This window comes from Clostridium sp. YIM B02555 (assembly GCF_022320955.1).
GTDB lineage: Bacteria > Bacillota > Clostridia > Clostridiales > Clostridiaceae > Clostridium > Clostridium saccharoperbutylacetonicum.
On the sequence record NZ_JAKJJY010000019.1, the window covers coordinates 44601 to 65199 of the forward strand.

16 protein-coding genes are annotated in these 20599 nt (G+C 29.0%); 8 read left to right on the forward strand and 8 right to left on the reverse strand.

The features are described 5' to 3' along the window. The first annotated feature begins 128 nt into the window (after window positions 1-128). The 8 genes from L3B98_RS21310 to L3B98_RS21345 all read left to right on the forward strand — a co-directional run bounded on the left by L3B98_RS21310 (window position 129) and on the right by L3B98_RS21345 (window position 10809). A complete protein-coding gene (locus tag L3B98_RS21310; RefSeq protein ID WP_238918161.1) occupies window positions 129-2312 on the forward strand; it encodes a virion structural protein in 2184 nt (727 codons plus the stop codon). Between the two features lie 11 nt (window positions 2313-2323). Next, the gene (locus L3B98_RS21315) at window positions 2324-4126 is read left to right on the forward strand and encodes a virion structural protein (RefSeq protein WP_238918162.1); all 1803 of its coding nucleotides are present in this window, start codon (window positions 2324-2326) and stop codon (window positions 4124-4126) included. 1 nt (window position 4127) lies between these two features. Continuing rightward, window positions 4128-6545: a hypothetical protein gene (locus L3B98_RS21320; protein ID WP_238918163.1), complete on the forward strand. Its 2418-nt coding sequence runs from the start codon at window positions 4128-4130 to the stop codon at window positions 6543-6545. A gap of 1 nt (window position 6546) precedes the next feature. After that, window positions 6547-7386, forward strand: coding sequence for a hypothetical protein (locus L3B98_RS21325; protein ID WP_238918164.1), 840 nt, complete (start codon window positions 6547-6549; stop codon window positions 7384-7386). Further along, window positions 7367-8596, forward strand: coding sequence for a hypothetical protein (locus tag L3B98_RS21330; protein WP_238918165.1), 1230 nt, complete (start codon window positions 7367-7369; stop codon window positions 8594-8596). The genes L3B98_RS21325 and L3B98_RS21330 overlap by 20 nt, the downstream gene beginning before the upstream one ends. Window positions 8597-9135: 539 nt before the next feature. Then, complete coding sequence (locus L3B98_RS21335; protein WP_238918166.1) at window positions 9136-9504, forward strand: hypothetical protein; 369 nt, start codon at window positions 9136-9138, stop codon at window positions 9502-9504. Continuing rightward, complete coding sequence (locus tag L3B98_RS21340; protein WP_015395944.1) at window positions 9485-9766, forward strand: hypothetical protein; 282 nt, start codon at window positions 9485-9487, stop codon at window positions 9764-9766. The genes L3B98_RS21335 and L3B98_RS21340 overlap by 20 nt, the downstream gene beginning before the upstream one ends. 137 nt (window positions 9767-9903) lie before the next feature. After that, complete coding sequence (locus L3B98_RS21345; protein WP_015395945.1) at window positions 9904-10809, forward strand: sigma factor-like helix-turn-helix DNA-binding protein; 906 nt, start codon at window positions 9904-9906, stop codon at window positions 10807-10809. 135 nt (window positions 10810-10944) lie between these two features. On the opposite strand, the gene L3B98_RS21350 is transcribed toward L3B98_RS21345, so the two are convergent. The 8 genes from L3B98_RS21350 to L3B98_RS21385 form a co-directional block, all read right to left on the reverse strand. Continuing rightward, complete coding sequence (locus tag L3B98_RS21350; protein WP_015395946.1) at window positions 10945-11976, reverse strand: PDDEXK nuclease domain-containing protein; 1032 nt, start codon at window positions 11974-11976, stop codon at window positions 10945-10947. 438 nt (window positions 11977-12414) lie between these two features. Continuing rightward, entirely contained in the window at window positions 12415-12759 is a 345-nt protein-coding gene (locus L3B98_RS21355; protein ID WP_238918167.1) for a PadR family transcriptional regulator, read from the reverse strand. 661 nt (window positions 12760-13420) lie between these two features. Next, entirely contained in the window at window positions 13421-14092 is a 672-nt protein-coding gene (locus tag L3B98_RS21360) for a hypothetical protein (protein ID WP_238918168.1), read from the reverse strand. 275 nt (window positions 14093-14367) lie between these two features. After that, window positions 14368-15018, reverse strand: a complete 651-nt coding sequence (locus tag L3B98_RS21365; RefSeq protein WP_238918169.1) for a hypothetical protein — start codon at window positions 15016-15018, stop codon at window positions 14368-14370. 73 nt (window positions 15019-15091) lie between these two features. Then, complete coding sequence (locus L3B98_RS21370) at window positions 15092-18052, reverse strand: hypothetical protein (RefSeq protein ID WP_238918170.1); 2961 nt, start codon at window positions 18050-18052, stop codon at window positions 15092-15094. A gap of 1174 nt (window positions 18053-19226) precedes the next feature. Beyond that, complete coding sequence (locus L3B98_RS21375; protein WP_238918171.1) at window positions 19227-19703, reverse strand: hypothetical protein; 477 nt, start codon at window positions 19701-19703, stop codon at window positions 19227-19229. Between the two features lie 12 nt (window positions 19704-19715). Next, entirely contained in the window at window positions 19716-20246 is a 531-nt protein-coding gene (locus tag L3B98_RS21380) for a hypothetical protein (RefSeq protein WP_238918172.1), read from the reverse strand. 59 nt (window positions 20247-20305) lie between these two features. Then, on the reverse strand, window positions 20306-20572 hold the full coding sequence (locus L3B98_RS21385) for a hypothetical protein (RefSeq protein WP_015395952.1): 267 nt from the start codon (window positions 20570-20572) through the stop codon (window positions 20306-20308). Window positions 20573-20599 lie beyond the last annotated feature (27 nt).

Genomic DNA, 20599 nt, shown 5'->3' on the forward strand with positions numbered 1-20599 from the left:
ATATTTAATATTTATTGCATAGTCGAATTCGACATGTTAAAATAATATAAAGAGAAGTAGCTATCTAGTAGCTACAAGGCAGCTAGAAAACCTCTAGCTGCCTTTTATTATTCGAAAGGAGAATTATTTTGACTTTTTTAAATTTAGATACCATAAAAAATAGCATTATCGATAATGTAGTAGACACTTTAAGCAGTAATGCAAGAACTGAAAATGAAAAAGAAGCACTAAAACAGGCTTTAACTTCCAAAATAAAGGCCAATACTTTAATATCAAATGCACCTTCTGGAGATATAACAATTGATGCAGATTCAATAAATAATGTAATGAATAAATTATATATTGATCTTCTTACAACTTATGGGGTGCTAAATAATATAGGGGAAGAATTATCAAAATACAATGTAAGTTACTCTTCCTATATAAACTATGTGAATTCACGTATAAATGAAATCAGCGATGCTTTAGAAGCTTGCAGACACTCCTTAACAAGTATCTATATGCCTGCCTATCACATTGAAAGATTTAGAACAGCAGATAGTTTTGATACGACAAGGAGTCTACAAAAAACAAGGTATGATGGATACTTTCCAAGCTATTGTTACTGCAATTATGAAAATAAAGAACATAGGCTTACCTTGCCCTTATTAAGGCAGGATAATTCCTTGCGTTATGATGACAAGGTTGAAACAGCGTATATTACACCTTTTTTCCAGCTTGGCAGAGGGTTTACTAATTTAAAAAATGACGAAACTAATATTGAAAACTGCTTAGATGACAGTGAAACTGACTTTTGGAATACAAGTATCCTTTCAGATAGTAAATTAGAGGTAAGCTTTATAGACAAAAAACCTAATGTACTTTTTGCTGGAGATGGTTATTACTATGACATTGACAATGGGGCTGTATGCGAGCTTGAAATTAACTTTGAAAGTGTAAATACAGTAAATGAATTAGTATTAAATCCTTGCTGTAATTATCCAATTAGAATAGTTGCTGTAAGATATAAGCAAACAGATGATGAAGACGAGCCACTTACAGAATTAGTATGGCCTGAGAATGAGCAAAAAATGCTTCAAGATAAATTTACAAAATCACAAGTGAGTTTTAAATTTCCAGATATTCTATGTAAGAAAATTTATATTTTATTTGTACAGGAGCATTATTTAAGAAAAACTTATTTGTACAATCCTCAGGATGTATACAAAAATTCTTTATGGTTTGATAGTAAAAATAGTGTTAAACCAAAGGTTTTAGAAGCTGAATTTCAACCTACTTATGGCGATAGAGAGTTGAATTCGACTATTTGGGACAATGTAAATGATAGGATAGTAAAAAATGAAAACAAGGATCTTGCAGCCATTATAATAGGGGATGAAAAAGATAATAGAAAGGTCATTAAATATGATTATAACTATGGTTTTTACTATATAAGCTGCTATAACAACCATTATGACAGAGCAGGTTTTTATGTATCTAAAATGATTAATCTTGGCAATAACATAAGAACAATTAAGCTTTATACTGATGAAATTCATCAAAGGGATAGCCTGAATCATTATATTACTGACATTGAATATTATATAGCTGGTTCAGAAAATCCAACTATGGAGGATTGGCTTCCAATACTTCCTCAAGGAGTTACAGAAATAAAGTCAGAGCTTTTAGAAATTACTGGGGGAAATTATGCTTATTTGCGCTTCCAAACAGATGAAATTTTAAATGTTATGAAGAATGGTGTGCCTATTAATTTAAAAAAGGATAATACTATAGTCTTTGAAAAAGATTGTTCTAAAGATTCTGCTGGTCACTATTATGCAATTAGAATAAATAATTACGATTTTGATGCTGTTTATAGTGTAAATTATAAGCCTATTGATGGTTCTAATATATTAGATTTAAGTCAAAAGCTAGCAACTTCCATTGAAAGTTTTGATGGCAACAATAAGACCTTTTTTAAACTTAATGATGAACCTTATATAGATGACACAGATAACTACTGTAGTGTAAAGCTTACTGATCTTAGTAAAAATACTACAGGTACAGAAATAGAAGTTAAAAATATAACAGAAGCCGCAAATCAAAGCATTAGCTACAAGAATTTTATAGGAGATGGAACTTATCAATACTATGTTTATAAGAACATAATATATTTTAACAAGCCTATTCCTAAAAATTATATAGTAGATATTTCTTATAGGCATTTGATTTCTAAATTTAGAACTAAAGCTATATTTAGAAGAAATTCCTCAAAGGATGGATGGCTTACTCCAATTTTAAATGAGATAAAGTATGATATTGAAACTTATTAGGAGGCAAGAAAATGAATGGATATGAGTATAGACAAGATAATGCTGCTTTAGATTCAAGACTTAAACAGGAAGTAGCAAAAATACAATTTAAATACCAAAATGGACAGATAAAAACCCAAACAGATTATGCTTATGAGTTAAAAAATGCCATTTTAGAGTTCTACAAACAGCTTGGAAAGCCTACTATGAAATTCATACCTGCAGCTTCAGTTCCTTTTTATGAGGAATACACAGCTATGATTGAAAATGCAATAAATGATATGAATACAGTAATTCAAGGGTGTAGCAGCAATTATGAAACTTTAAATTCCAGCAGACAAAAGACAGAAGACTCTATAGATATACTTGTAAATAGAATTGACCAAATAGCTGCAACAACTGATTTTATAAAAAATAAAATTACTGCCATAAGAAAAGCTTCGGATATTATTATTTCAGATGATTTTAGTGATGGTACAGGCTATAAAGCACAGAATTCTTTTATTGATACTTCCTCAAATGCTTTAATGCTAGGAATTGTTAACAGTCAGTCTATTTCAGATAACAATATAGATATAGAAATCCTAAATACCTCAAATGGCTTTCCAGGTAACACTCATGAGGTATATAGCACGGTTGGAACTATAAATAATAAGTTCACCTTTAAAGGTGAAAACAACACTCACATTAAGTTATCTGCTATAAAAGAGAATGATGTAAATAATAATGCTGCGTCTTCATATACCTCTACAAACTGGTTTGAATTTGAAATGTATAATATTTCAGACTCTATTAAAGAAGACACCTCTATGATAGGTTTTTCCTATACTGAGGGGATAAAATGGGTAACAGATGATGACACTCTTTATTTAAATTTAAAGTTAACCTTAAAATCAGAAAACAACTCTAATTACGTGGTAATAAAAGGTGCACCTAAAACCAATGAAACTGCTAATCCAATATTACATAAGGTAATAGTTTCAGATGACCTAGGGTTACTTCAAATTATAGAATTAAATAGAGAGTTAGTTGGTACACTGGTAATCCCATTTTCCAGCCAAAAGGTTAAATATGTAACTTTAGAACTTATTCAAACAGAATTTGTAAGCACTCAAGTATGCAGGCAATACGGAATCAACATTGATCCAACTAGGGTATCAAAATATGATAGCGATGATTTACAAGGCTATGTGGAGGTTGAAGCTCCACTTCAAAGTATTGAACTCCTAGGCCTTAAATATGATAAAAGAAATAGAAGCATAATTTATCCAACTACTGCTGATACGGAAAACTTTTTGGATGATGCCTATGTAAAAGCACAGCTTTTTTATAACACTATAAGTTCTGATGGAAACTTAATAAAAAGAGAACCTGTAAATGCTAATAGATACAGCATAGGAATAAGTGCAGTTGATGTTAGATATAGAAAATATGTAAAAATTGGAACTTATATTTCTAAGACCTTTACTGCTTCAAATCCAATAAAACAGCTAATATTTAATTCAGAAGATTATATTCCTAATTCCTTTAATAATTATGTCCCTGCTACAGGAAATATAAATGACTTTATTCAATATTCCATAAGCTTTGATAATGGAGGGGAATGGCATCGTATATATCCACGTCATAAGGCTTCAAGTGGATCATGTACTATTATTGTAAATTCCGACTCAGCAGTATTAAACCGTAATCCAAACATTACTTATGTAGATATGCTGACTTCACCAAGCAGCTTCATAATAAAAATAGAGCTTTCGAGACCTGAAGATATTATTGATGAGACACCAATAGTCTACAATTACAATTTAGATATAAGCGGGAAGGAGAGCTTTTAATATGATTAATATGCAAGAATATCAACTTAGGCAAAAAGATGAACAGTATTCCCTAGAACTTTTAAAAGAAGGTCATGGAGCAACAAATTATCAAGTTAATAAGAGAATAACTGAATTCTTTGAAAACAAAACTCCAGGACTTCCTTATTTTAAGCCAATTACATTAAAGAAATATGTTAGATCTGATAAAAAAGATTATAATAATATGTTTAAAAACATAGAACAGGACTTGAAAAATGCCTTTCAGGTATACAATACTCAAACTAATTATGAAGTGCTTATTAATGGAGATTATGATATGCAAATGGAGGAAGCTAACCATTCCTTAGATAAATTAATTCTTCAAACAGAGCTCTTAAAAAAATATACAGAAACTAAAACTGCTTATGAACCTTATATAATAAAGTTCAATGATTTATCTATGGTTAGTACACGAAATCTAATTACTCATAATATTCCTCAAAGTACAAGTGAAATAGATTATGATATATCAATTTTAAGAAATGAGCTAAGGTCTACTCCAAGTGATAAAGTTGATATAAGCACAACTGGAACCATAAGTGTTGATAGCAGTAATGCTAAAGTCATTTTAAACAAAGATATAACTTCAATTCTAAGTGAAATAATAACTGATATGCTTACAATATCTACAGTAACTTCAAATAAAGAACCTGGAACCTTAACCCTTCAAATTGATTTTGCAGAAAATCATGAGGCTTCAAGAATATGTTTAAATGGCTGTAGCTTATACAACACTAACGTTAAATTATTTATCTCAGAGGATGGCACTAACTTTCTTGAAAAAAGCAATATTGCTGGGGATTCAAGTATGTCTTGGAGATTTAATGCTATGAATATGAAAGCCTTTAGAATTATCTTTGAAAAAACAAGTTTTGATTACATGGATAATGATAATAACGAATTTTATTGCTATTATATGTTTTCTAATTTATCTGTTTATAATGATAAATACAAGAAATCCAGTGTATTTACAAGTAAAACCATAGAAATGGAGCAGCCAGTATCAAATATTACAGTAGATCCAGTTCATGAACTGCCTCCACATACTGATATAGCTTATTTTGTAGGCTTTGAAAACAAAAACGATGATGTAGAATGGAAGAATGTTGAAGCTGGAAGCAATGTTGATTTAGGCCTTCTTACCAATGAAAAAGAAATATTAACCTATGAAACACAAAAATTTGAGTTTTCTGAACTAGCTAGATATGACAAAGTAAATAAACAATATTACTTTAAGGTTTACCCCTTGCCAGATAATACAAATTTAAATTCTATTTATCTAAGAGCTGGTCATTCTCAATGGCTCATTGAAAGACTTGATGTAAATGATAGATATAAAAATAAGTCTATAGAAGATATTAAAGCTGATCCTAATAAAGGAATTCCTGAGGATAAGCACATAATACATGATGCTGTTCCAGCAGATAAAGTATGTCATACTGATGATTACTCAAAGGCAAGGGTTACAGATATAGCACCGTTAGATTCTACAGTTATGGATATAAGATGTGAAAGGGTCAATAACTATTTTATCATGAGTCAATATGCCATATGTGAACAAGAAACCATAATTGAAAATAGATATATTACCTATGATGTTACAACTGAAACCTTTAATGCAATGGTATTGATAAATGGAAGACAAATCTTCCCTAAAAATAATAAATACAGCTTTAAGTTAAATGCTGGAGAAAATCTAATACAAATAATGGTTTTATTAATTAATCATGACTTAACAAACTTAGATAATGAGGATAAAACTAAGGATGTGAAAAAAATAAAGCACAATTTTAATTTATTAGCTTATTGCAAGGAACTATATGCTGGCCCTGAAATGCAGAGAATAAATTACAATAGCCTTATAAAAAACATAAGTAATCAGTCCTTAAAATACTATTCTGTAAAAAAAGAAGATATAAGCAGCCATCCCAAAAATGAAGCTCCTCGTGTAAAAGAATTTAAAAATGTCATAGTAACTGTTTTTGATTTAAAAAATAAAGCTGAAAAGATTAAAGATCCTCATTACTATGATAACCTAAACCTAGAAGTAAACGTCCCAGACGTACCGATGGCTATGGGAGATATGGATTATAACACTAAAGAAAAAGCTATGGATGACGGCCCTGGTGATGGCCCTATATATGATGAAAACAATGATGTGCTTAAACCATCAGATGATGGACATTATCCTCCATATCATTCTCAAGAAGTTTATATGAACAATACTCCATACTTTAGAATGTATATTACTTATAAGCATATGCTTAATTCAACTAAGGAATACCTTAAAAATGCAAAAGGAAATTCAAACGTGAGACTTAGAATCATGGCAAAATTATCTACTGCTGATTACACAGTATCTCCAGCAATTAATTCTATAAAGATAGTAGGTGAATAAAATGGCTACAACTTTAACATATAACTATCCTGACAAGGATGATGCAGTTGCTTTAAATTGGACAACAACCGATATAGGGGCTGACCATTATAAGATTTACAGAAGAATCTTAGAAACAGATGCAGCCTCTAATAAAATACAAGATCAAAAGACTACATCCTATTTAGATAATAGTGTGTTAGTAACAAAAAATATGAAGGTTCCTCAAATATCAATAGATCTTCAAAGAGAAGTTGGGAAAATTAAAATATCCTTTGTAAATAATCCAGATAATATCAGAAATTATGTGTATTCTGTCTATATCTATGATGTAAATGATAATCTGCTATCTGCTTCAAACCAAGTGCAGATATATATTAAAAAGGTTCCAGACAAATATTTCTACCTAATTAAAAAAGCTGATATGCCTTTAAATAAGCAAGATAAATTCACAGAAACAACAGTTAACTTTGCAGAATTCACTAATATGGACAATGGTAAATATATAATTTATTTATATACTCAGCTTGGTGATATAAAAACTGATAAAGTTAGTGCTAGATTTGTAATAGATAATACTATCTTCAAAAAAGAAGAGCATTTAGATGTGCCAAATGCAATAAGATACAACAATAGATATAGAGGCCCTCATGAGTCAAAGAAAAAAGACTTTGCCATAATGGAAATCAAAAATAATATAAATAAGCTAAAAAAGAGAGTTTCATACTTACAAAACTACAAAAAAGGCTTTTTAGATAAACCTGAAACCATTAATGTACAGCTTACAAACTTACTAGAAACCATAGAAAGTAGCATGGAGGATATAAGAAAGGAATTAAAATATGAAGAACGTAATAATTAATAATATACCAAGTGCAAATAGAAAAAACTTTGGTTATAAATCAATTAACAGAAGTGATGAACATAATGAAAATCAAAATGAAATATTAGCTGATATTCTTGACCTTTATAACAAAACCAATGCAATTGAAAGATTATTAAACAGAAATATGGACTTTATTAAAGAAGAAAATACGTATTTAACTTCCTTAAACAAAATTATGCTTCAAAAATATAATGATTTGCTCACTCAATATGAAGACTTTAAAAATAGTGCTACAGAAAGAAGACTGCTAATAACTCCATCTTCCTGCACTACAGATGACAGAAACTATGGGGCAGTCATAGAAACAAAGACTTCAAGTATCACCAAAAGACCAACTTTAAAAGTATCTAAATTTGTTATTTTTGATGAAGCAGCTGATTCTGTATATCTTCCAGACACCTTAAATGTCACAATAATAAATGAAGATTCTAATGGCATAATAACTGAAAGCGATAATGATATATATTCTCCATTTTATAAAGACGAAAATTTATACTGGACACGAAGGGTAGTTACTGATAATTCAGTAGAAAAATTAACAACAAACTATGTAATAACCCTGCCTGAAGAAATAATGACAACCCCTTTAATGAATGAATTATACATTAATCCATTCCTTTGCAAAGTAACTAAAGTATATTGCAGATATGGAGATTCTGCTGCCTGGGATCTTATTGATGGATTAGATTTTAATCCTGCTACCGCTAATGCAGGCATTAACTCACAAGATAGTGATATAGAATCCATAAGACCTTTTAAATTAAATTTTGAAAGCAGAAAAATAAATCAAATTAAAATAACCGTTGAAGCAAGCAGATATACAGAAGTTGAAAGTAATTACAGGACTTTTTTATATGGACTTAAAGAAGTAACTGGTTTTATTAATTATTATAGTGATTATGAAACTTCTTCCTTTGAATTTGAAACCAAGATTCCTGATACAGATGGCTATGAAATAACAGGTATTAAGCCATACTTTAACAATGGCAGCGATTCAAGCATGTATTATGAAGATTTCAATTATGATTTCTTTTATAAAGACAATAATGATGAATATCATAAGATAACAGATACCTTCCCATTTACACCTGCAACTAGCAATATCAAGGTAAAATGTATTTTTGGTGAAAGTTATGACGAAATGAATATTAGAAAAATAGAAATTATATATAAAAAAAATAGCTAATATTAGATTGTAATATTATTGTAATTTGCTATAATTTATATATAAAGGATATTGATTCTAAATATGTAAAGGGCTTATGAATCAATAGGTTCTCTTATATAGTTTTAAGTCTATTTCGACTATATATATTTAAGAAGATTCATAAGTACTTTTACTAAATTACATTAAAGGCAGGCGATTTATAGTGTCCGAAGACAGAATACTGAATATAATAAAAAATTTAAATTATTTATTAAGCACCCTAGAGCAAGTTTGTGCTCAAAAATTAATCAACAATGTTCCAAGCTCTGAATATGACAGTATTTACATCAATTTTGAGTTAAGCAAAAACTCAGATATAATATTTTCCGTATTCAATTCCAATACAAAATGTATTGTTAAAAAGATATATACTCTTCCTCAATTGTTAAAAAAATGTGCAGATATCTTTTCTGTTATGAGTTTTATAGATGAAGACACTATAACTTTATACAAGAAATCAAAGGAACGCATTTATAATACAAATACAATAGTAAGTATGTAAAGTGGTGGAGAATAGTATGAATAAAGAATTTATTAAGATGCAGCAAGCAGCAGCAGAGAAAAAGCTGGTTACAAAAATTAAAGATAACATGCATAAACATAAGACAACTAAAGAAATATTTGAAGAGGATAAGGAATGCTTCACTTCATGTCCTCGATACAATCCATGTCCTATATGCAGTAAATGTGAGAATAAGGCAAGCCATTTATATATTAAATGTGAACTTTGCCAAATACCAATGTGCACCCATAAATATATGGATAGACAGCACATGATAAAAAGAGAAAACAATACTATACAGGTTTCAAGAGAAACTATTGATAAGCTAAAAGCTATTGCAGCTAAGAGAGAGCAGGTGATAAACAATGAAAATAGTGCTAGATAATAATATGAATGCTGAGGATTATACAAGAAATGGGCAAAATATACCTAAAAAGCCTGAACCAGGTCAGCCTATTATTTGCCAGTATTGCAACGAAATAATATATCCAAGTGAATTTTCAAAAGATTCTTTTCAAAGAAAATTTGAATTTAAATGGCATTTGCATCCTTGGTGTAAGGAAGCTATGTTAAATCAAGCTGACAGGGGAACTCCAGGGCTTATAGATGAAAGAAAAAAGGCTGCAAGACGCCTTGAAGAGGAATAAATAAATTCAGATACTACTGATAAAACTGCCACTTCTAAAAATTTAGTAAGAACAAGGCGGTTTGGAGAAAAGATCTAAGAAGAGAGGGAGAATAATGTTAGTCTTAATCCCATCACTAAATTATTCAGGTAGCTTTTATGAGAAATAAACAATATGAAGTTGATTATAGCAAAGATTATCAAAGAGTACATGACTTAGTATATGAATATAAAAATGGTTCAATGGATGCTGCAGATAAATTATTGGAGTCCTTTGCAAAATTCTTATCCAATTATGCAGTACTAATAAAGTATGGTAAATACAATTTAAATTACTATTCTGTAAGAAGCTTTATAAAGCTATTTGTTGAAGATCCTAAAGATAGAAAATTATTAAATTCTCATTTTTATAATCAATATGCAGGGAAGAATGTAGTATTCTCAACAATTAATACAATCATGAATATTTTTCATGAGTCAAGCTCTGAAGATATAAAACAAGATTTGAAAATAATATTTTTTAATATGTGTCAGAAATACAAGGATGTAAGGCCTAGTTTTCATACCTATATAGATAAAAATTTCCACTATTATGCCTATAGGTACTGGGAGAAAACTATACGAGATCCCATTGGACGTGGAAGCTCTGTAAGTATTTCTACACCAATTAAATCAATTAAGTTTGTAGAAGATACCAATCTTACCTTTGCAGATATATTGGAAGATGTGCAATCAAAAGTCGAAAACGACTATACTTTAAATAAGATAACTGTATATTACGATATTAAAACTTCCTCTATCCCAGTGGCTTACGGGGAAGAAAATAGTGATACATATAATAATACTTTTTTAAATACCAACTGGATAAATGGTATTACTTGCAGCACAGCCTTTAAGATCCTTACTCCTTTAGAACGTAAAATTATTAAATTATGGTATATAGATAATCTTACCGACAAAGAAATAGGTGATAAATTTGGCATCTGTAGAGGCAGCATAAATAAAAGAAGAAATATTGCCAAGACAAAGATAGGGGAGTATTTGAAATATAGAAAAGTGGAGTAATATTAGTTAATACAAATACTTGGTACACAAAAACTGTTATAAATGTGATTTTTACATTTATAGCAGTTCAACTTAAATTGTGCAGACACTGTCTGCACAATTTAAGAATTTTACCTGATTGATTTTCTCTGATCTTTAATCATCAGATATTTCCCCATCAAAGAAATTAATGCGTTTTTCTAAATCTTCAATAGTTGGCAATGCATCTTCAAATTCATCTGGTAATTCTCCAAATAGTTTGTATTCACTTATTCCAATTGGTTTTGTCATATCTTTAAGGGCATATTCTGCAATTAACTTATTTTTCTCTCTGCATAATAAAAGCCCAATAGTTGGATTATCCTGTTCTGTTTTTAAGATATCATCAACAGCAGAAAGATAAAAATTTAATTTACCTGCATATTCAGGTACAAATTTTCCTGTTTTCAGCTCAATGACTACATAGCATTTTAGTTTTAAATGATAAAATAATAAATCAATATAGAAATCTTCTCCAGCCACTTCTATGTGATACTGATTTCCTACAAATGCAAAGCCTGAACCTAGTTCTAAAAGTAACTTTGTAACCTGCTTTACAAGTTCTTTTTCTAATTGAACTTCTAACATATCTTCCCTAAATGTAATAAAATCAAAATTGTAGGGATCTTTTAAAATTCCCTTTGCAATTGTACTTTGTGTCTTAGGTAAATTTTTTTCGTAATTAGTGGTTTTTTCTACAAGTACTTGCCTTTTATATAGATTTGTTTTTATCTGAGTAGCCAATACATTTAAAGACCATCCATTTTCTATAGCCTTTTCAATATACCATTTTCTTTCATCCTGTGATTTTACCTTATCCATAATCTCAATATTATGTGACCATGTTATTTGTGCAGACACTGTCTGCACAAATTCAAAATCTGTATATAATTCTGCAAATTTACGCATGTATTTTAAATTCCTAATAGAGAAACCTTTTATTTCAGGGAATTCCATTTTAATATCCTTTGCAAGGCTATCTATAAACTTATTGCCCCATTTGCTATTATTAAGAATCACATTACCTATATTCCAATATAATAGTATAAGTTCTTTATTCACAGTTTTTATAGCTCTATATTGTGAAGCTTTTATTTCTTCCTTTATTTTCTGAATGGTTTGCAAATAATCATTTTCATTAATAAGCATCATATCCCTCCATTTCTGCTATGATAAATTTAAGATACCGAAATGCTTCAAACTGTTGTATCCTTCTTTAAAATGGATTTGCCTCTAAAACCTCAGCTACCTCTTGCAGCTTTACTTTTTCTAAATCAAAATCCTCGAATTTCTTAATATATTCATGATATATTTTAAAATTTAGTACGTCAACATTAAACTTTATTTCATATTTATTTGATGCTATTTTTTAAACTTACAACATTTTTAAAATTAAAAATGAGCTATCGCTAACAGATTTTTATCAGTTAATGCAAAAGCTCCTTTTTCGTAGTTAAAATGTAAATTATATAGTTTTAAGTCTTGTACGTGAAATAATTTTATTTCCTAACCTAATATCATCTTAACCCTATATTGGATATTTTGTCAATATGAGATAAAACAAAAAAATCTAGCATAAGCTAGATTTTAAGGTAAAACTTTTGCAACATCTTTATAAAATTTAGATGTTTTGCTAAGTAATTTTTTATAATGTTCAGAATTAGAATTATAATAGTCTCTGCCTACAGGTGTTATTTCGTAATACTTCTTTTGGTTGTAATCATACATGTAATTTATATATCCATTTTTAATCATGGAATTAATTACAGGATAATAAGTTCCATGAGATATATCCCATGTAATGTCAAAACGCTTTATTTCGTCTAGAACTTCTTTAAAATATACTTCTGAATCTTTTTTCATTATATATCCCAGTGTAAATAGTTCTAATAAATTGCCAGGCGTAATTTTGGTTATTTTTCTTTGTTCCACTTAAACAAGACCCTCCATTCCTTAGATTTAACTTCTACATTCTACATTTTTCTACCACGAATTCGACCTACAATAAGTCATTAAATTATATACAAAATTAAATAAATATTTAAATTCATTTAATTTTATACCCTACCCTTTTTTACATACATTTTTAACTACATTTAGCTAAACCTTAGCATAGCTTACATTAATAATTAAGTCAATATACTCAAAATTTAATTATACTTAATAATTATATCATTTTTTTTATAGCAAAACCATTTAAAGAAAATTTGCCGTAAAATTAAATTTACGTTGCTATTCACTGAGATAATATTCACTTTATTTTCATAACATACGAAAACTTTAATAAGATTCTCAGAAATATAAGAATATACGAATATAAGAATAAGGAACATACCTAAAATAGGCGTTTAGAAGCCAAGAATATAAGAATATATATTCTAAAAAATATATATTCTTATATTCTTAGGATTATGTTGTTAATTTTTATGCGTGAAGTTTTTTATTTAGTAGAAGGTGAGGGGAGAGGATCAAATTTTTTTAAGAAAATTAATATGTAAATAAAAACATACAGCTATGTTATTAATTTTATAACTAGCTGTATGTTTTTTGATTTACATTATATTATGTAATCATTTATTAATTTTTTTATCACTTATTCTATATCATACCCATTTGGATTTTTAATTTCTCCAATTAAATTACCTTGTGAATCATATTTGGGTAAATATTTTATCTGTGTAAATATTTTATCATTAGCTAAAAACGGCTTTCCATCCTTATTCAATATTTTTCCGTTTACAACTTGTGCTCTAATCGTATATGAATCAGCATAACCACTATTTAAACGTCCATCATACTTATCATAAATACTATTATGTATTAAAAGATATTCTGGGGCAGTTCTACTAATATCTATAAAGTCATTATCCTTATTCGCAAAATATAAATTACCATCAACCATAAATAAGCCTTTTATAGCATGTCCTTGTTTATCTGAAAAATACATTTTTGTTCCATCCACACCATATATAAATCCACCAGATGATAATTTACCAGATGCATCAAAACAATAATCTCCTCCTCCAGTATTATTGTAATGTGCAGCTATAACAGGTCCACTGGAAACCATATAAGTATCCCACACAATAAAATACCAACTACCATTATCGTAAATCCATTCGTCTTTAGCATATTTCCCATTATCTTTTAAGTAGCTCCACTTAGATTCATACTTATCATATACCCAAGTTCCTGCAAAAGCAGCAGTAGAACTTGAACACACCATTAATCCAAGCAATATACACCCTATAATTCTTTTTTTCATTGTTATCATCTCCCTATAAATAATTCCTTAAACTTAATTTAAATATGTTGATCTATAAACTAATAAATCATATACATAATTAATAATAGAGTAGCTCCTTAAAATTTCATTCTATAAATTTAAATTCTAAAAATATACACTCATTACAATTTTATAATTAATTGTAATAAGTGTATATATCTTGATTTACATTATATTATGTAATCAATTATTTGCATTTCTATTATATTTATCTTATTCTAACTAACAATCAATAAAATATTAGCTATTGTTTACTATTCCAGAGCTCTCCAGTCAGTTGAATTTCTAATTTCTCCAACTAAATTACCATTTGAATCATACTCTGGTATATATTTCACTTCAGTAAACAATTTAGAATTAGTTGTAAAAGGTTTCCCATTTCTATCAAATATCTTTACTTTATCAACCATGCAAGGAATCTCATCTCTCTGTTTAGTAACATCATTGTAAAGCGTTATAGTATCATTATTAGAAGTAAAATCAGCTTCAGCAATACCACTTTTGGGACTTATATAATATAATTGACCATCAACAATAAATGCTCCTGTTACTCCATGTCCATCTTTATCAGCAAACATCAATGCATCAGAAAAATAATTTGAAGCAGTATCTCTTATAAAACCAGTTGCCATTTTTCCTGAAGCATAAAAATAATAAGTGTATTTACTACCTGGCATTTTCCAGTTTTGTCTATTATCAGCCATTTGCCCATATTCACCGAAATAATACCATGCGTTATTATAATAAAGCCATTCATTTTTAGCATAATTTCCATCATCTTTTTTATACTTCCAATAACGATCATATGATGGTCCACTTTCTTCCCAGGTTCCTGCAAAAACAGTAGTAGAACTTGTACACACTATTAATCCAAGCAATATACACCCTATAATTCTTTTTTTCATCCTTATCATCTCCCTAAAAATATTAAATTCTTTGCAATAGCGTCTCTTCTATTGCAAAGAACAATTGAAGAAACTAATCTAATGTTTCCGTATGAGTGCTATTATACCAATCATAAAGCTTTTTAAAATCTATTGAAAAAGTATTAGCAGGAATCTCTTTACCATTTGCATCTAATTTCGTATTATCTCTACCATCTATTGCGAAAGTTATTCTATTAAAATTAAAATTGCACCTAAGAGGTAAGCTCTGACCATCTACGTTCTCTTCTGCTATAAGCGCTATAGCCCAATCTGCATCTCTATCTTGCCCTTTATATCTTTGAACGCCTAACCCTACACTTGTCTTATTAGTTGCACCATATAAATATCCACCACATTTTGCATCAGAAGCAGTACTATAGAATTTTACTCCACAGAAAGTTTCGTTTCCTAATCCATATAATGTATTTTTCTCATCATATTTTTGAGGTGCCCCATTTTTTAATGCCTTCCCATCATATTGAATCCACAAAGATCCATTCATAGTATCTCCAGTTTTCTTTACGAAATTGCCTAATGCTGCATTTAATGCAGTTACTAAATCTTCAAGCAATCCCTTTATTTTTTTCAATACCTCCCATACATCTCCAATGTCTGTCCATATTTTCGAAACTTCATCATTTACTGCAGCCAATAAATCGTTTATTTGATCTTGAATATTTCCCTTGATACCTTTCAAGCGATTGAGTTCTGTTATTGTAATACTACTTTCTTCAACGCAAGAAGTGCTTATAGAACTTTTACAATTTTCTATTGTCCTAGCTTGAGGATCACCTGTTACAAGAACCCTTGAACCTTTTCTTCTTGGCGCTTCTCCTGTATCTGGATTTATATCTGTTGGCTCACAATGTCTTACCATATTATCATCAGCAGCATAAACTTTTCCTTCTTTATCTGTAAGCATTACTTTATTTGCATTATCCATTCCTTGATCAATTGCTACATAATTCTTAAAGTTCTTCCAAATTTGATCTGCTTCTAAGGTCAATTCCCAAATTCTTCTTTCATAGTCATAATGCCTGTGTCGAACACTTGCATATCTATTATCATATATAGATTTTGGTCTTATATAACGTGTTTCAGCTGGCATTTCTCCTGTTGGTACACATTCATTAAAGTTATACATAAGACATGCACTTGACATATATGGCTGAATTCTTATTTCTGTTTTTTCATCTATAGCCATATATAATTCAAATATATGTGTTACCACTTGAAGTCCATCAAGAGACTCAACTATTGTATTTACATGATATAATCTCATAATATCAATATAAGTTTGATATTTATCCCCTTGATCTGCATCATTATTCTTTGGAAATGGCTTTCTCATTCTCTTTGTTTCATTATATGGCTCAGCTTCTTGAATAGTTTTTGGTAATTCTTGGTAATTACCACGAATTTTAGTTTCTAGATCTATTCTTGATAATGGACCAGTATGCACATCTTTAATCGCTTCAACATCTTCGTCTCTATATTTCAAGGGAGAAATAGGATCATCTTTAAAATCAGTGTCACTTCCTTTATCAATAAGAGTTTTTAACTGACTTACCTCAGTAAAATTGAAGTTTGCATTACTAGAATTGCCACCATCTGAAGATCCTCCACCATTACTTGGATCTGAACCCGAATTTCCACCTTCACTTGAATCTGCATCAGTATCTCCATCTGCCATAGCAAGACCTAAATCCTTCAAACGTGCAAGTTCACTTTCTAAAGCTAGTTTATAATCATTACCATAAGCTAACTTTAACTCTCTTAACCTTTTAGCTTTTTCCACATCAGGTTTGGTAAAATACAAGTTTGCCATTGCGCTTTTAGTACCACCAGATAATTCATTTGTAACATCATTTTGATAATTTTTTGTTCCTGTATTGCCGCTATAACTCCAGCTATATTGCGGGAAATTAGGATAGCTTGCAGAATATCCATCAATAACTGCACCCGAAGCATCTTTATCTCCATTTTCATCATCTGTATCCCAATTTCTTTTATCATCCTTGGTATAGCCTTTGTTTAAATTAGAGTCCATATCCTCATAACTAGGGGTAGTATAGACATCTTTTTCTGATAAAAATGGCAAGGTTTCATCATGTAAACTTACATAAAAATATTTTCTTATGCCATTCCAAGCATCAGTCATTGTAGTATCTTTTGTATATAATGGATCTTCAAATAATCCAACATGGAAATCAAAAGTTGTTGCATTATCATTTTTAAGTAAAGTAACGCAGCCTCTTAAAGCTCCATTGTACACACCTTCTGTTAAGAGGTTAGTTGTATGAAATACATCTGGGTCGTATTCGTCTAAGAATGGTGGAGTATTTGCTTTAAATTGATCTCTTATATCCATTGTTGCAAGAGCTTGATTTAAAGAATTTATATTTTTCGCAGGAATAGTTACATTTCCTCCTGGAACCACAACATCTTTAGGATCTACTCCAAAGACACCATTTCCACTGTATTCAAATACGCCTCCATAAGCTGGTTTTCCCTCATGAGTATAGTCTAAATCTGATCTATTCCCCATAATTCTTCTTGTAGTAAAGGTAGCTATTTTAACCCAATTCTTTTCATCAGTTGTTTTAGGATCTTTGTTTACCTGATGAAGAAAATGATGATAACCATACCTATCTTTAAATTCAGTAGCATGTCTACCGTCAAGTAAATCTGCATTTAGTCCTGAATTTGGACCATCATTTGTTTCGTTCCATATTTTATAATCATTAAAAGTAATGGCAGGAACTGCGCCACTATCATCTGCTGTACATACAAAGTTTAGCAAATGTCTATCAATAGCAAAATTACCCTGAGCCGCAGTTGCTTTAAACCTTAAAGTAAAATTAGCATCCTCTCCATCTGACTCTTGAATATCTCCTCCAAATTTAATAGCCATTAATGCTCCGCTATCATCAAAACTATCGCGTAGCAATAAATTATTTGTAAGTACCTTTGATGTTTGTTCTTCTTGTAATATAGTGCTGTTATCAGCCACAATATTCACCTTCTATTAGTTTTAGTAACTCTTCGTAATCAGACGAATCTGTTCCGCCCTGGAATTGTTATCTATTCATATGCTTTTTGCATACCTATATTTTTATTATATTACATTTACATAGAATAATATAGTTATTTCTGTCAAATTTTATATTGAAAGTAATTTCTTCTATATAATTTAATTGATTAAATATATATACATATTTAGCTATATATATTAAACTTTCCCTATAACGAAATAGAAATCTTTTTAAATTTATATTTTTTTCAAACTACCTTGTCTCAGTATTATTTAATTTTCAAATCCAAAAATTTGCTACAATTCATACATGGTCGATTTCGAAGAAAAGAGCCTCTTTATTTAATTTTTTAGAATTCCGCTCAAACCATTGAAAAATGCTAATGTTTTATTTCGGGAAATTTACATTTCCCGAAAACACACTTTTTAGTAAAGCTATTTTTACTTGTTTCATCAAAAATCAAACTAGATTTATTTTACTCTTGAATATAATTCTCTCTCACAATAAATATATCCCTATATAATAATTCAGCTTTCATAATGTAATATTTTTTCCTTTTTTGTAAATAATATAGGGCGATAATTTTGTTTTTTTGAGATTTATAATATTAAATTAAATAAATAAATAAAATTATTTGTTTAATTTGTTGAAATATGGAATAATTAACTATATTTTTTAAATTAACATATATTACAAAATAAAATAAGCATCACAAAACGATTTATTTTTTGGCTATTCTGTGATACTTATTTATATATTTAGCTGCTATATTTATAGAAAGAGAGATTATTAACATTATGTGCTTACTTAATAGGAGTTTAATGCGTTTAAATTTATGGATAGAATACATAAATAAATATTAGCAGCATAAATTCAATTTTTGTGGGAGATGAAAGCCAAAGAACATATTATTAATACATTTACTTTAGCTTTCAAGGTATATTATAGATAACGAATAAAAATGGATGAGATTCAACGTTTCTATAGAGTTTAAAATTGAAAAACTATGTGTCGAAATCGACTTTAAACTTCAAAAACTTCATCATCTATACTTATAGGGATACGGTGCCCGTTGATGGGCTTTATGGTGTATTGCATATTTATTATAACACTTTTATTTTTGTATTACAATAACATTTTATATATTTTTTTCTAATTATTCTTATTATTGTATGTTTCTATCATTGTCTTTATAATATTTATACTTTGTTTCTTTTCCAATATGGATTTAAGTACCTGATCCATAAATGTCGTTCTGAAAATATAATATTTTACTAAAGTATATAAATCAGAGGAATATCCATTAATAATATTATTAGAAATATAACTTTTAACTAACCCTTTTATATCATTCTCTGTAACCTTATACCCTAAGTTTTGTTGCTGATGCTTAATTATAGAAAAGTATTCAATTTCTGCATTCCTTAAATCCATATTAGCAAGCTCCAGCTTTCGTTTAAAATTTGAATAATCAAAGCTTGCTTCTGTGTGAAGGTTGTCCAGCCTGCTTACAATTCCCATAACTTCAATTGGTGTTGCCTTTAATGGAATGACTATGGAATTAATTTTTAAAAGATATTCATTTTCTTTATCTTCCCATTCTTTATTTGTATAAGTTGACTGAATCATAATAGTCCTCCATTAGCTTATATTACCCATTTTATTTTCTAAAGCAGCATATTCCATTAGAAGCTTAAATTTATCATTAACATATTTATATTCTGGTGTGTCTTTTTTATTGAAATCACTTATTCCAGAAACTAATATTTCTAATTCTTTCTCAGATAAAGCTGGTCCAGAGCAATTATCAAATCCAAGATATATAATTTTTCTCGGTTTAATTATTTGAATTTCCTTTTCAAGTAACGTATTATTTATCATATCATCATTTGTCTTTTCATAAAGCGTTAAGTATATATCATAAAAATCCGCACCATTTCTATCGTAAAATTCTTTTATTCTTTCTTCTATAATACTGAGTTTAGATTCATTCAAGTTAATAGCAATTATTGTATCAGCTGCATAATTGCCAAATAATGAATCCTTGAGTATAAAATTCTTCCTTACAACATCAAAAATCTTTTGTATAATTTCACCATTAGCAAAATATTTATCTTCAATCCCTTTATTCACAATATGTAAAGAATTAAAATTTTCCTCGTTGTTCTTCATTATTACATCTATTCCTTTCTTAAAGCAAAAATATCCCAAATTTTCGTTTTAGAGAAGTTTTACAAATGCTTTATATAATCAGCAATTAGATCCAAAGACTCCTCATCTATTTTTTTATCTGATTTCATCTTTTCTATTAAAATTAATAAATTGAAAATATCTTTTTTGTTTATATCAAAACTATTTATCATAAAATCTTGCTGCTCTTTTGTAATTTTAATTGTTTCAAGAAAATCATATATGATTACTTGAACAGGATCATTATAGCCCTCTCCAACAAGATATTTAAAATAATAGGCCACTGCACTTTTAAAATAATCCTTCATTTTATAAAAACTCTCCTAAAATTTTAT

Bases quoted from the DNA above. Each gene is read 5' to 3' on its own strand.
- L3B98_RS21380 (WP_238918172.1), bottom strand. From the start codon at position 20,246: ATGAAGAACAACGAGGAAAATTTTAATTCTTTACATATTGTGAATAAA.
- L3B98_RS21385 (WP_015395952.1), bottom strand. From the start codon at position 20,572: ATGAAGGATTATTTTAAAAGTGCAGTGGCCTATTATTTTAAATATCTT.
- L3B98_RS21325 (WP_238918164.1), top strand. From the start codon at position 6,547: ATGGCTACAACTTTAACATATAACTATCCTGACAAGGATGATGCAGTT.
- L3B98_RS21330 (WP_238918165.1), top strand. From the start codon at position 7,367: ATGAAGAACGTAATAATTAATAATATACCAAGTGCAAATAGAAAAAAC.
- L3B98_RS21315 (WP_238918162.1), top strand. From the start codon at position 2,324: ATGAATGGATATGAGTATAGACAAGATAATGCTGCTTTAGATTCAAGA.
- L3B98_RS21340 (WP_015395944.1), top strand. From the start codon at position 9,485: ATGAAAATAGTGCTAGATAATAATATGAATGCTGAGGATTATACAAGA.
- L3B98_RS21350 (WP_015395946.1), bottom strand. From the start codon at position 11,976: ATGCTTATTAATGAAAATGATTATTTGCAAACCATTCAGAAAATAAAG.
- L3B98_RS21365 (WP_238918169.1), bottom strand. From the start codon at position 15,018: ATGAAAAAAAGAATTATAGGGTGTATATTGCTTGGATTAATAGTGTGT.
- L3B98_RS21345 (WP_015395945.1), top strand. From the start codon at position 9,904: ATGAGAAATAAACAATATGAAGTTGATTATAGCAAAGATTATCAAAGA.
- L3B98_RS21320 (WP_238918163.1), top strand. From the start codon at position 4,128: ATGATTAATATGCAAGAATATCAACTTAGGCAAAAAGATGAACAGTAT.
- L3B98_RS21360 (WP_238918168.1), bottom strand. From the start codon at position 14,092: ATGAAAAAAAGAATTATAGGGTGTATATTGCTTGGATTAATGGTGTGT.
- L3B98_RS21335 (WP_238918166.1), top strand. From the start codon at position 9,136: ATGAATAAAGAATTTATTAAGATGCAGCAAGCAGCAGCAGAGAAAAAG.
- L3B98_RS21375 (WP_238918171.1), bottom strand. From the start codon at position 19,703: ATGATTCAGTCAACTTATACAAATAAAGAATGGGAAGATAAAGAAAAT.